We start from the raw sequence: 12,636 nt of genomic DNA, 5'->3' as shown, positions 1-12,636 counted from the left end.
GCACTACACCTCTTTTCATAAAATAATCAATTTGCCACTATAAAATAACCAAACATATATTTTAGCGCAAAAAAAATAATTCCTATCTCCTATTCTATCAGACTTTTATAACAAATTGGGAACTTCCTTGCCGATTTTTGATGATTTTTTATTAAATTCTTATGTTATTCTCTAAGAATAGAGACATTTTCTCATGTCTTTCTTAATTTTTCTCGATTCAGTCTCCTAAAAATTTTGGCAGCCATTCGCACTACATAATCTCAATCATTCCGTACTGCCTACATAACTCATAACACTTCTTCTCAGAGTGAGTCAGTCCAGTATTTTCATAATGCAGATGTTGTCGATTTTTTAGCGACTTAAATAAACGTAAAGGAGTTCATCAATATGGTTCGTACAAAAAAGATTTATCGTGAACAGCTTCTACAAGGTGCTTATCAATTAGTTGTAGATGAAGGATTCAAACATTTCCATGCGCGAAAAGTAGCCAAAGTCATTGCTTGCTCTACTCAGCCAATCTATCGAGAATTCGAAAATCTGACTATCTTCAAAACGGCAACGAGTGAATACATTATTCAAACAGTTGAACAGTTTCTGACAGATAAAGAACGAAGTGACTTACCTTCTTTTTCAGAAGTCATCTGTCAATATGCTGAGAAAAAACCCGCAGAATTTGAACGCTTCTTTTTACAAGACGAAACTTGTCGGCCACTGATGCGTGAGCTGATTGGTATTCATTTTAAAAACTTAGTCGTCTCACTGCCAGAATATCAGACGATTTCATCTGAGCGATTGGATCAATTATTTGATCTATTTTGGTTCTATACACTGGGAAAAGCAGCCCAACGTGCTCATGCCCAAGCAGACGATGAAGAATTAGCTGTACATATTAGTCTCAATGAAGTCACTAATCTATTTATGCAAGAAGTCACTTCATAGTATTTTGATAGCCTTTCATACATAAATGTCAAAAAGTTCTCGCAAAAAAAGCTCACTCCAGGCGCATTCCACACGAATTGCGAAGGAGGAGCAAAAAGAAGGCTCTTAGGTCACTAAAGCTCGAAAAAGGCCGACATTTATCCCAAAAAATAACCTATCAAATTTAAAAGAAAACAAAATCCTTTATTTAAAAACAGGGAGATAAGACAAAATATTGTCTTATCTCCCTGTTTCATTGAAAAAACCTGCAAACTTAATTGCAGGTTTTCTTGACGTAATCAATTAGTTTTTTTCTACGTTTACAGCTTGAGGGCCGCGGTCAGAATCTTCAACATCAAAAGTAACAGGTTGTCCTTCTTCTAATGTTTTGAATCCGTCTCCTTGAATTGCTGAAAAGTGAACGAAAACGTCGCTTCCGTCTTCACGAGAGATGAAGCCAAATCCTTTTTCAGCGTTAAACCATTTAACTGTACCATGTTCCATAATAAATATCCTCCTCGTGCTTAAGCACTTAATTAATTGTAACATTGCTCGAGTCCGATAGAGGTGTGACAGGTGTTACAACTTCTATTGCCCAACAAGATTACAGTTATTATTGTACCGTTGAATTTTTCGTTTTGCAAGATATAGCCCTTATTTTTTCTTCAATAACTCTTCTTCTTTCAAACTCGTGTACGTGTTCTGCCCCGTAATAATATGATCCAATAGCTCAATCCCCATCATCTCCCCACATTGACTTACTCGTTGAGTAAACAAAATATCTTGTCTTGAAGGCGTCGAATCTCCTGACGGATGATTGTGAGCAATAATAATACTAGCTGCATGATACCTGACTGCCCCATGAAAGATTTCTCTCGGATGCGCAACCGATTGATTTAGCGATCCAACGAATAAAGTGACTTGCTTAATAATCTCATTCTTTGTGTTCAAATAGATACAGATGAAGTGTTCCTGTTGATAGTCCTTCAGCGTATGAATTAAGCGCTGTGCCAATTCAAAACTCGCTTGTATCTTACCGACCTTAGGTTGCATCGCTTCTTCCATTCGATTACCTAACTCTATAATCGCTCGAATCTCGATTGCCTTGACTTTGCCGATTCCTTTAATCTCCATCAACTCTTCCACCGATGCTCCTTTTAAGGTATAGAGATTGGCAAATTTGTCTAAGACGTTAGCCGCAAGCTCCATCACATGAATCGGATGTTGCCCTGTGCGCAAACAAATGGCTAATAGTTCTTGATCAGAAAGTGACTGCTCGCCCTGCTTCAGCAAACGTTCTCTTGGCAATGAACTACTGGGTATTTCTCGTAACAATAGTTTTTCTTCCATAAAAAAACTCCTTCGCGTCCTATCATAATGAAGCTACGCAAAGGAATCTGACTATTTTTTATTTTTGTAAATAAGCTAAAACATCAAACAAAGAATCCACGATGTCTACTGTTTTCTCATTCAGTTCCGCTGTCGCTGGCACCAAATCAGGCACCATAATGACCGGTATGCCCGCAGCCTCTGCCGCTAGAACGCCATATCTCGAATCTTCTAAAACCAGCGTTTCTTCTTTTCTCGTGCCCAATGTCTCGCAGGCTACACAGAAAATCTCTGGATCTGGTTTTGCGCGAGTCACATCTTCTGCTGAAACAATCGCTGTAAATTTGTCTCGCAAGCCAACCTGCTCTAACAACAGTTCGATCGTTGGTCGATTGTTACTCGAAGCTACCACTCTCGGGATATTGTTTTCTTCAAGAAAATCGATTAACTCCCTCACCCCTGGTTTCAATTTAGCCGCACCGGACTTAAACAAACGCGAGGTTTCGCTATATGAATCAGCAATAAATTTTTCGATTGTCTCTTTCCCAAAATCAGCGAAATGTTGATGATATCTTTCTTCCAATTCTGCATCCGAAATCCCAATAAATTGGGTATATGTTTCGAGACTAAACGGCATCCCTAATGCGTCTGCTATCTTTTGCGAGGCTTCGTAATACACCATCTCCGTCTCAAAAATTAAGCCATCCATATCAAATATTACTCCATTTACCTTAGTCATCGCTGCCCCCTATTGTTAATAAAAATTCTCGTACTTCAGAAATAAAATAGAGTGATCCTGTCACAAGTAACAAGTTTTCACTGTCCATTTTTTCTAATATTTCCGCCAAGCCAAATTGCCACATAGAAACAATTGTTACTTTTTCATCGGCAAGTCCCGAATAGTTCTTTAATTCTAACGCTTTTGGATAATCAAAAGTGGTTAAATAGATATGCGCCTTGGGAATCGTTTTTAATAATGATAACATTGCTTCAATATCTTTGGTTGTCAAAGCCGAAAACAAAATATTGATTTCGTATTCTTTAAATTCTTTTTTCACTGTTTGAACCAAGCGTTTCATGGCATGTTCATTATGGGCGCCATCCAAAATAACTAATGGCTCTTGACTTAATCGTTCCATACGCCCTGGCCAGCGTGCATTTCCCAGTCCTGCCACGACTTCCTTTTGTTGAAATGGGATATTGTTCAGCAAACAATATTGATAAAATAACTCAATCGCGACACCCGCATTCTCTGCTTGATGGCGACCTAGTAAGCTCGTCTTGACCTTCTGCAGACGCCCCGCCTCATTATAGAAATTAAAGACCTCACCCCAATGTTCATCCGGATGCAAATAGTCCACTTGATAATCCTTACCAAACTGGTGAACGGATGCCTGTTTCTTCTCAGCTTCCGCCAAAATAACAGCCAACGCCGCTTCGCCAATATTCCCCGTCACAACCGGAATTCCTTCTTTAATAATTCCGGCTTTTTGAAAAGCAATCTCTTCAATTGTATCCCCGAGAATATCCGTGTGATCTAAGCCAATCGTCGTGATCGCTGTCAGCATTGGCACAGCCACATTGGTACTATCTAGCAGTCCACCTAAGCCAACTTCAATAATGGCTACATCGACTTTTTCCTGTAAAAAATAATCAAAGGCCATCGCCGTTAATGTTTCAAATTCAGTAATCCCCGAAACAGCTTCTGTTTGATCAAGTTCCTCAACTAGGCTTTGATATTTCTCAGCATACTGAATAAATTTCTCATCAACAATTGGTTCCCCATTAATCGCTATCCGTTCATTAAATCGTTCAATATATGGTGAGGTAAACGTCCCCACTCTGAGCCCCAACTCTTCAAGTAGACAACGCAAATCTGTCACCGTTGAGCCTTTCCCATTGGTTCCTGCGATATGAATCGTTGGTACTTTTTTCTCTGGGTGATCAATCTGATCCAGTAAGGCATTCACGCGGTCTAATCCAGGTCGAGAGCCAAACGGCAGACGACTGTGAATCCATTCAATCGCTTCTTCAATAGTCATCGTATCACTCCTTCTCTGCCATTATAGCAAACTTTGAAATGAAGCATGCAAAAAAGAACAACAAAGCTGCTAATAATTCGCAAACTTTGTTGTTCTTAAGTAAGACTTCCTCTTACATTTAGCTAATGGTACGTAAACTTTGGATTCGATCTTTCACGGCTGCTTGTTTTTCCAAGTAATCTTTCTCTTTTTCCTTCTCCGCTGCTACCACGTCATCTGGCGCGTTGGCTACAAAGCGTTCATTAGAAAGTTTTCCTTGAACACGTTTCACTTCGCCGTCCCATTTCTTCAATTCTTTTTCAAGACGTTCGATTTCTTCGTCAATATTAATCAAACCAGCTAATGGCAGATAGATTTCTGCCCCTGTTAAGACAGCTGACATCGCCAAATCTGGTGCCGTCAATTCCGCATCGATCACTAATTCTTCTGGGTTACAGAAGCGCTCGATGTAGCTAGTATTGGCTGTTAAGAATTTATCAATCGCTGTATCCGTTGTTTTAATCAATAACGTAATTGGTTTAGACAACGGTGTATTAACCTCTGAACGAATATTGCGGACTGCTCGAATCAATTCTTTCAAGACTTCCATGCCGTTCGCCGCTTGTTTGTCATCAAACTCTGGATGAACTACTGGATAGTCAGCTACAACTAATGACTCCCCTTCATGCGGCAATTTGCCCCAAATTTCTTCGGTTACAAATGGCATAATTGGGTGTAATAAGCGTAAAATTTGATCCAATGTATAAACTAAAATACTGCGGGTTGTTTGTTTAGACGCTTCATTTTCACCATACAGAACTTCTTTACTCATCTCAATATACCAGTCACAGAAGTCATCCCAAATGAAGTTATACAATTGACGTCCAGCTTCACCAAATTCGAAACGATCAAATAGATCAGTGACTTTTTCAACGGTTTCATTCAAACGTGTCAGAATCCAACGGTCAGCAACCGTTTTTTCACCAGTCAAATCAATCTCTTCGACTGTCATGCCTTCAACATTCATCAAGACAAAACGTGACGCATTCCAAATTTTATTAATGAAATTCCATGACGCATCCATTCGCTCATAGCTGAAACGCATATCTTGTCCTGGCGCTGAACCATTTGAAAGGAACCAACGCAACGCATCTGCGCCATATTTTTCGATCACTTCCATCGGATCAATCCCATTACCGAGAGATTTACTCATCTTGCGACCGTCTTCCGCACGAATTAAACCATGCATTAAGACATTCTTAAATGGACGTTCGCCCGTAAATTCTAAACTTTGGAAGATCATCCGGCTCACCCAGAAGAAGATAATATCGTAACCGGTAACTAATGTGCTAGTTGGGAAATAACGTTTGAAGTCTTCGTTATTTTCATCCGGCCAACCCATCGTTGAAAATGGCCATAATGCTGAGCTGAACCAAGTATCCAATACGTCAACATCCTGTGTCCAATTTTCAGCATCAGCAGGAGCTTCCATACCGACATACATCTCACCTGTTTCATTGTGGTACCAAGCAGGAATCTGATGACCCCACCATAATTGACGAGAAATCACCCAATCATGAACATTATCCATCCAGCGAATGAAAGTTTGATCAAAACGCGGCGGGAAGAATTCTACCGCATTGTCGGTTTCCTGATTTTCCATCGCTTCTTTGGCTAACGGTGCCATCTTCACAAACCACTGGGTAGACAAACGTGGTTCAACTACAACCCCTGTCCGCTCAGAATGACCCACGCTGTGAACCATGGTTTCAATTTTTTCAAGACGACCGATTTCTTTCAAATCAGCAATCACTAATTTACGTGCTTCAAAACGATCTAAGCCAGCATATTTACCAGCAAGCTCATTCATCGTGCCGTCTTCCGTCATAACATTCACGCGTGGAAGATCATGGCGGTTACCCACCTCAAAGTCATTTGGATCATGAGCCGGTGTAATTTTCACAACGCCAGTTCCAAATTCCATATCGACATATTCATCCGCAATAATCGGAATTTCTTTGTCAACTAATGGTAAAATAACTGTTTTACCAATCAGCGCTTGGTAACGCTCATCTTCAGGATGAACCGCCACCGCTGTATCTCCAAGCATCGTTTCTGGACGAGTTGTCGCAATCTCTAAAACGCCAGAACCATCCGCTAACGGATACGTCATATGGTAAAAGGCACCCTCGATGTCCTTGTGAATCACTTCAATATCAGATAACGCCGTGCGGGCTTTTGGATCCCAGTTAATGATATATTCGCCGCGATAGATTAAGTCTTTTTCATATAAAGAAACGAAAACTTTGCGCACCGCTTCAGATAAGCCATCATCCAAGGTAAAACGTTCACGGCTATAATCTAGCGACAAGCCCATTTTTGCCCATTGTTCACGGATATGACTCGCATATTCTTCTTTCCATTCCCAAACTTGATCGACAAATTTTTCACGCCCTAAATCATAACGAGAAATGCCTTGCTCTCTTAATTTTTCTTCAACTTTTGCTTGTGTTGCAATCCCCGCATGGTCCATACCAGGTAACCACAACGTGTCAAAGCCTTGCATCCGTTTTTGGCGAATAATCATATCTTGCAACGTCGTATCCCACGCATGTCCTAAATGCAGTTTCCCGGTCACATTTGGCGGTGGAATCACGATTGAATAAGGCTCAGCCTTTTTATCTCCATTCGGTTTAAATAAATCCTGTTCTAACCATTTTTCATAACGACCCGCTTCGACAGCCTGCGGATTATACTTGGTCGATAAGTTATTTTCTTCAGTCATTGATGATCCTCCTTTGATTTTCGGTAGTGCTTATTTACTTAAATGAACTATTTCAGTTCAGTTATTACTCTGTGCTGATGGTTCTGGTAGATGACTCTATACTAATTGAACTAACTGCTGGCCATACAATCTTTGTTGATCCACACATCTCGTCCCGCTAGTTAGTCACGATAAAATCGAACTGACAGCTAGGGCCAGGTAATGTATGAAAATGTCCCATTTTCCTTATCGGCCTACGCCTACCATTCCGCTACTATGATACTTGGTAAGTGGAACTGGCAAGCTAGGGGCAGGTACGGAAGTGAAATGTTCCATTTCACAATTATTGCCCTACGCATATCATTCCGCTAATGTACTTAAGTTAGCGGAACTGACAAAAAAAGCCCTAAAATACTTTCGTATTTTAGGACGTAGTTTACGCGGTACCACCTAAATTGCAGAACAAAAATTCTGCCTCTCATGCGTGAGTTAACGGTCACGATGCGTTTGATTTTACTTGTTTTTTCGTTCAAATCAAAGACTCCCAAGCTACTTTCACTAGATTCATCTGAAAATCTTTCAGCGATTGATTTTCTCTCTAAAAAAATGAGTGCTAGTTACTCCTCTTGTTCTTCGTCTTGATTCATTTTACAACGAAGTATTTTCAAAGTCAATTCAGCTTTTACGCGACTGACAATTAACTTTGAATCGACTGTGAATTAATCTGTTTTCTACTTATATTTTCTGTTTAATTACGCTTCGACTAAAGCTTTGGCTGCTTCCAAGGCCTGGGCATAATCGGGTTCGTTGGTTTGTTCTTCCACCAATTCTTCATAAGCAATCGTGCCTTTAGCATCGACTACAAATATTGAACGAACAAAGCGTCCTGTTTCGGGTACAAATAAACCATAGGCTTGCCCAAAAATTGATTCTGGGTCGTGTAACATTAACATATCGACGCCTTCAGCGGCACACCAATTGGCTTGTTCTTCCCGAGTATTGTTGGAAATTGTCACAAAATGAATCCCAGCTTCTTTGGCTGCTTCTTGATTGAAACGTTTCGTTTGAATCGAACACACGCGCGTATCAATATCTGGTACGACACTAATCAAGACTGGTTTCCCTAATAAATCAGAGAGATGTACAATTTGTTTCTTTATGTTCACCAATGAGAAATCTGGTGCTTTTTCTCCTACCGCAGGCTGGATTCCTGGAACCTCCATTGTTTGCCCTTTTCTAGTAATTTTCACAAAATCACGTCCCTTCCCTTTGAGTATAGTTGAAAACGTAAATTCTTAAAAGAAAACTGCTTACAAACACATCGCTGTCTCCAGATACTCATTTTAGTCAGGTGATTTTTTACTTAACTAACCAATATTGAACATATCAAATAATGCCGCAATAAAGTTGGCTGTGCCATGAAAAAGCCAACTAGGAAGAATCGATCCTTCAGCATAATGTTCATTCAGGTAACCACAGAGCCAGCCGATTGTCGCCGTAAAGAGGAACACAGCTACAGCCGGAATAATTCCCACAATCGACACCAACATTGCCCCATGCAGATAGCCAAATATCAATGCTTGAATCAGATTTCCAATCACAAAAGAAAATTTTCTGCTCAAAGCTTTACCAAGAAATCCTCTAAAAAACAGCTCTTCAGCAAAGCCTGTTTTGATAAATGAAAAGATTAAAGCAGGTACGATGGCTTCTGTTTTCAATCCTGCAAAACGTTGCGAAGCTAATTGGACAGTGTTAGGAATAAATAAATCAACGACAAAAGACATCATGGTAAAAAAGAGAATAGCTAGGATAAAGAACAGGATGAAACGTTTCTTATTCGCAACTAAGGGCTTTTTAATCCCTAGCCACCTGAAAAAATTACTGGATTTCCGATGAAAGAGAAGCCACCAAATAAAAGGAATCACCAGAAAAACTGCGACGTTCAGTATAGCGTTAATCAATTCCTCAAAAATCATAAACAGCCCTCATTCCTAGGTATTTATCCAAGTATAGCAATTAAGTGCACGAGATACTCTTAACTCTTTCTTAAATCTGCCTGCGAACTCTGCGCATTCCTTAAAAAATAGAAAAATCACTCATAATTTTCCGAATAAGCGGAAAAATTCTGAGTGATTCATTAACTATTCATAAAATATGGACAGCAAAATGCTGACGGCATGAATTGACTCTATCCATCAAACCTAGCTATCTAACTTTTGACCAAATTTTCATCAAAATAAATCAAGGTTTGTAACTCCGTTGTCAGATCAATATATTGAACATGAACACCTTCTGGTACACTCACGCGGTCCGGCGCAAAATTCAGAATAGCTGTGATACCACTGTCGACAATCACATCTACAGCACTTTGAGAATATTGGCTAGGCACCGTGGTGATCGCCACTGTCACTTCTTCTTCTTGACTAATCGTATCAAATTCGTCCATCGAATGGATTTCAAAACCATCAAACGTCTGTCCAATCAGTTCAGGATTGTTATCAAAAACGCAGACAATTTTCAAGTTTTCATTTCTTCTAAAATTATTATTTACCAGAGCTCGACCTAAATTTCCGTAACCAACTAAGGCAATCCGTTTTTCTTCTTGGGTATTTAAAATACTGTTAAATACTTCAATCAAATAAGGCACATCATAACCATAGCCACTACGACCCAGTTCGCCTAAATGAGAAAAATCACGACGAATGGTTGCGGACGCCACTTGAGTCACTTCACTAAACTCTTTCGATTTTATTCTAGTTACACCTGATGCACCTAAAATTTTTAAATAGCGTAAATACAACGGTAATCGTTTGGCTGTCGCTTTAGGTAGCTCTTTGCACTTTGTTTCATTTATCATCTTATCCCTCCTTTGTTACGAAATTCACATATTAATTTTATCATGTAACGAAAGTAAGCGCAATAGATTGTGAAATTTTTACTTATTTTGCCCTCACAGGCCGATATATTTCTAGTTTGAAGCCTTCGCTACTCACTGTAGCAAGAATCATTTTACCAATAACCGTTGATTTAATCAGATTGAGCATCCCCTTATTAAACAGTCCTCTCAAATCGACAATCTCCTCATACGATTGACTTCCTTTCTATTTTTTGAAGGAATATTTCACAAATCTATTTTTCACTACTTAGTCTTACAAAGTAGTTGACATCTACACTACTTAGTATTATTATGTAGCAAGACAAAACTTAATTGGAAATTTCGAAAGGATGGTTGTATTGAAAGGAATGACTGAACTCTTAAAAGGCGCTTTAGAAGGTGTCGTGTTACAGGTAATCAAGAATACTGGCGAAACGTATGGCTACGAGATTACGAATACCCTAATACATGCTGGCTTTCAGGATATTGTCGAAGGAACCGTTTATACTGTCCTTCTGCGTTTAGAAAAGAAGAATTTAGTAACCGTGGAGAAACGAAAATCGGAGTTAGGCCCTGCCAGAAAATTTTATCGCTTAACCGCTGATGGTGAGACTTACTTAGAAAACTTTTGGACAAAATGGTCTTTTTTAGTCGACAAACTAGGCTCAATCAAGGAAAACTAAGCATCCTCAATTGTTGTTGCTAAATGGATAGAAACTTTAGGAGGCATATATGATGAACTTTTACGATAAAGTAACAGGAAATGACATGAACAAAAAACAAGCGGAATTTCAGAAACGGATTGAAAAATTACCGCAAGACTATCAAGATTCTTGGCTTTTGATTAACCAAAAAATATGGAAATACAGCGATTTTACTGGTCGCAATCTTTACCCAATGCTGGAAGGAATCCTTGGTCTGTATGAAGAAAGTGCTGCACAGGGAATCGAGGTCAACCAAGTTGTTGGCGAACCACTGGATGCATTTATCGCAGAAATTGCGACTATTGAAGGGGCGCTCAGTCACCGGGACAAGCTACGCCAACAACTAAATAAAAATATCGCAAAAAAATTAGGGAGATGAACAACTATGGGAATTAAAGAAGCCTTCGAAGGAAAGAAAGAATGGCGGGCGTTACAGAAGAGAGCTCGCGCTTTACCTAATGAGTATCTCATCGTCTATCAAGAAATCCAGGACTATTTTATGAAAGTTGACCCCATCAATTTGACCAATAACTTTCAGCCACTGACTGAACTACTAGACTTATTTGAGTCAGGTGCTTCACAAGATAAAGATGTACTGGACGTGACTGGTCCAGATGTCGCGGCTTTCGCTGACGCACTCTTAGGCGATCACGAGACCTTTGATGAAACCATTCAAAAACAAGTCGATCAAGCAGTGGAGCAGTCAATGAGTGATTGGCTCAAAAAATAATAACAAGTAAAAAAAACAACAAATAAAAAAGGAAACGAAAGCGGTCAATCCCGTTCCCGTTTCCTTTATTTTTGCTATAACAAATCTGAAAACTCTTCGTCTAACGCTTCTTTTGGTGTCGCCACATCGATTTGAGAAAACTTCAAGCCTGCCATCGAACGGGCAATCATCCCTTCAATATCAAGACGTGCTTCGTATTCTTCAACCTTATCCAATCGTGGACGCGTCTTCGGTTGTGGTGGCGCAAAGATTGTACAGCAATCTTCGAATGGTTGTACAGATAATTGGAAGGTATCAATTTTTTCTGCTAATTCGATAATTTCCAACTTATCCATCGTAACAACTGGACGAATAATCGGTGTCGCTGTGACTTCATTAATCGCCACCATACTGTGCAATGTTTGTGAAGCAACTTGGCCTAATGACTCGCCATTAATAATGACCAATCCTTTACGTTGTTCACGAATCGCATCTGTTAAACGCAACATCATTCGACGAGTGACAGTCATCCAATATCCTTGTGGTAAAGATTTTTTAATCTCTTCTTGAATCTCTGTGAAAGGCACCTCAATAAATTGAATACTGCCTACATATGGCGCTAATTTAGCCGTTAGATCTTTGGCTTTTTGCAGCGCTTGTTCACTCGTGTAAGGTGGACTTGCAAAATGGACAGCTTCAATCTCTACGCCGCGTTTCATGGCTAAGTAGCCAGCTACTGGTGAATCAATCCCACCTGAGAGCATCAGCATCCCCTTGCCACTCGTTCCAACAGGTAACCCCATCGCACCTTTAATCGTTTCATAGGAAAGATAAGCACCATCTTGTCTAATCTCCACACGCAGTAGAATATCCGGTTTCTTCATTTGCGCTTTAATAGTTGGAAAGACATCAAAAACAGCATTTCCCAAGACTTGATTCAGCTCATTACTATCCAATTCAAACTGATGGTCACTACGTTTAGCATTGATTTTAAAGGTCTCTTTGCCTGTATAGATTTCCTTCATAATCGCTTGGACCGATTCTTTTAAAACCGTCACATCTTTTTCCACACGCACACTAGGTGAGAAGTTTTGGATACCAAATATTTTTTGTAGCTTAGGGATAATCAGCTGACTATCTTCCCCATTTAGAATTAAATGCATCCGGTCTCTGTCTGCATGAATCCGCATAGCAGGAAACTCTGCTAAAGCACGTCGAGTATTTTGAGCAAGCTGCATAATAAATGTTTTACGGTTTTTCCCTTTAGTTGAAAGCTCGCCATAGCGAACCATAATTTCAGTATATTTCACGCGATA

14 protein-coding genes and 1 other annotated feature are annotated in these 12,636 nt (G+C 39.7%); of the genes, 4 read left to right on the top strand and 10 right to left on the bottom strand.

Annotation, left to right across the window (positions count from 1 at the left end; translation table 11 throughout):
* Positions 1-387 precede the first annotated feature (387 nt).
* Positions 388-939, top strand: a complete 552-nt coding sequence (locus BAU15_RS11375; protein ID WP_161842865.1) for a TetR/AcrR family transcriptional regulator — start codon at positions 388-390, stop codon at positions 937-939.
* A gap of 282 nt (positions 940-1,221) precedes the next feature.
* Here the strand turns inward: BAU15_RS11375 and BAU15_RS11370 are convergent, their stop codons facing one another.
* The 9 genes from BAU15_RS11370 to BAU15_RS15870 all read right to left on the bottom strand — a co-directional run bounded on the left by BAU15_RS11370 (position 1,222) and on the right by BAU15_RS15870 (position 10,100).
* A complete protein-coding gene (locus BAU15_RS11370; protein ID WP_161842864.1) occupies positions 1,222-1,422 on the bottom strand; it encodes a cold-shock protein in 201 nt (66 codons plus the stop codon).
* Between the two features lie 150 nt (positions 1,423-1,572).
* The gene (gene radC / locus BAU15_RS11365; RefSeq protein WP_161842863.1) at positions 1,573-2,268 is read right to left on the bottom strand and encodes a RadC family protein; all 696 of its coding nucleotides are present in this window, start codon (positions 2,266-2,268) and stop codon (positions 1,573-1,575) included.
* Between the two features lie 58 nt (positions 2,269-2,326).
* Positions 2,327-2,986, bottom strand: a complete 660-nt coding sequence (locus BAU15_RS11360; RefSeq protein WP_161842862.1) for an HAD family hydrolase — start codon at positions 2,984-2,986, stop codon at positions 2,327-2,329.
* Complete coding sequence (locus BAU15_RS11355) at positions 2,979-4,289, bottom strand: bifunctional folylpolyglutamate synthase/dihydrofolate synthase (RefSeq protein WP_161842861.1); 1,311 nt, start codon at positions 4,287-4,289, stop codon at positions 2,979-2,981. The genes BAU15_RS11360 and BAU15_RS11355 overlap by 8 nt, the downstream gene beginning before the upstream one ends.
* Positions 4,290-4,407: 118 nt before the next feature.
* Complete coding sequence (locus tag BAU15_RS11350) at positions 4,408-7,053, bottom strand: valine--tRNA ligase (RefSeq protein ID WP_161842860.1); 2,646 nt, start codon at positions 7,051-7,053, stop codon at positions 4,408-4,410.
* Between the two features lie 401 nt (positions 7,054-7,454).
* Positions 7,455-7,675: a binding site (T-box leader), on the bottom strand.
* 109 nt (positions 7,676-7,784) lie between these two features.
* Positions 7,785-8,282 (bottom strand): thiol peroxidase, encoded by a 498-nt coding sequence (gene tpx, locus BAU15_RS11345; RefSeq protein WP_161842859.1) that lies wholly within the window; start codon positions 8,280-8,282, stop codon positions 7,785-7,787.
* Between the two features lie 117 nt (positions 8,283-8,399).
* Complete coding sequence (locus BAU15_RS11340; RefSeq protein ID WP_161842858.1) at positions 8,400-9,008, bottom strand: CPBP family intramembrane glutamic endopeptidase; 609 nt, start codon at positions 9,006-9,008, stop codon at positions 8,400-8,402.
* A gap of 233 nt (positions 9,009-9,241) precedes the next feature.
* Positions 9,242-9,889 carry a redox-sensing transcriptional repressor Rex gene (locus tag BAU15_RS11335; RefSeq protein WP_161842857.1) on the bottom strand — a complete coding sequence of 216 codons (648 nt, stop codon included), beginning with the start codon at positions 9,887-9,889 and terminating at the stop codon, positions 9,242-9,244.
* A gap of 82 nt (positions 9,890-9,971) precedes the next feature.
* Entirely contained in the window at positions 9,972-10,100 is a 129-nt protein-coding gene (locus BAU15_RS15870; RefSeq protein ID WP_272927918.1) for a hypothetical protein, read from the bottom strand.
* Positions 10,101-10,266: 166 nt separating this feature from the next.
* Here BAU15_RS15870 and BAU15_RS11330 point away from each other — a divergent pair, with 166 nt between their 5' ends.
* Genes BAU15_RS11330 through BAU15_RS11320 form a run of 3 tightly spaced genes read left to right on the top strand, consistent with a single transcriptional unit; the run spans position 10,267 to position 11,341 of the window.
* Positions 10,267-10,590 carry a PadR family transcriptional regulator gene (locus BAU15_RS11330; protein ID WP_161842953.1) on the top strand — a complete coding sequence of 108 codons (324 nt, stop codon included), beginning with the start codon at positions 10,267-10,269 and terminating at the stop codon, positions 10,588-10,590.
* 52 nt (positions 10,591-10,642) lie between these two features.
* Positions 10,643-10,990 carry a DUF1048 domain-containing protein gene (locus BAU15_RS11325; RefSeq protein WP_161842856.1) on the top strand — a complete coding sequence of 116 codons (348 nt, stop codon included), beginning with the start codon at positions 10,643-10,645 and terminating at the stop codon, positions 10,988-10,990.
* A gap of 6 nt (positions 10,991-10,996) precedes the next feature.
* Entirely contained in the window at positions 10,997-11,341 is a 345-nt protein-coding gene (locus tag BAU15_RS11320; protein WP_161842855.1) for a DUF1048 domain-containing protein, read from the top strand.
* Between the two features lie 74 nt (positions 11,342-11,415).
* On the opposite strand, the gene thiI is transcribed toward BAU15_RS11320, so the two are convergent.
* Entirely contained in the window at positions 11,416-12,630 is a 1,215-nt protein-coding gene (gene thiI / locus BAU15_RS11315; RefSeq protein WP_161842854.1) for a tRNA uracil 4-sulfurtransferase ThiI, read from the bottom strand.
* Positions 12,631-12,636 lie beyond the last annotated feature (6 nt).

It is taken from the genome of Candidatus Enterococcus huntleyi (assembly GCF_009933175.1).
Lineage (GTDB): Bacteria > Bacillota > Bacilli > Lactobacillales > Enterococcaceae > Enterococcus_K > Enterococcus_K huntleyi.
The sequence above is the reverse complement of the archived record's forward strand: the minus strand, read 5'-3'. Positions and strand labels throughout refer to the sequence as shown.

Bases quoted from the DNA above. Each gene is read 5' to 3' on its own strand.
- BAU15_RS11335 (WP_161842857.1), bottom strand. From the start codon at position 9,889: ATGATAAATGAAACAAAGTGCAAAGAGCTACCTAAAGCGACAGCCAAA.
- radC (WP_161842863.1), bottom strand. From the start codon at position 2,268: ATGGAAGAAAAACTATTGTTACGAGAAATACCCAGTAGTTCATTGCCA.
- BAU15_RS11350 (WP_161842860.1), bottom strand. From the start codon at position 7,053: ATGACTGAAGAAAATAACTTATCGACCAAGTATAATCCGCAGGCTGTC.
- BAU15_RS11375 (WP_161842865.1), top strand. From the start codon at position 388: ATGGTTCGTACAAAAAAGATTTATCGTGAACAGCTTCTACAAGGTGCT.
- BAU15_RS11360 (WP_161842862.1), bottom strand. From the start codon at position 2,986: ATGACTAAGGTAAATGGAGTAATATTTGATATGGATGGCTTAATTTTT.
- BAU15_RS11340 (WP_161842858.1), bottom strand. From the start codon at position 9,008: ATGATTTTTGAGGAATTGATTAACGCTATACTGAACGTCGCAGTTTTT.
- BAU15_RS11355 (WP_161842861.1), bottom strand. From the start codon at position 4,289: ATGACTATTGAAGAAGCGATTGAATGGATTCACAGTCGTCTGCCGTTT.
- BAU15_RS11370 (WP_161842864.1), bottom strand. From the start codon at position 1,422: ATGGAACATGGTACAGTTAAATGGTTTAACGCTGAAAAAGGATTTGGC.
- BAU15_RS11325 (WP_161842856.1), top strand. From the start codon at position 10,643: ATGAACTTTTACGATAAAGTAACAGGAAATGACATGAACAAAAAACAA.
- BAU15_RS11320 (WP_161842855.1), top strand. From the start codon at position 10,997: ATGGGAATTAAAGAAGCCTTCGAAGGAAAGAAAGAATGGCGGGCGTTA.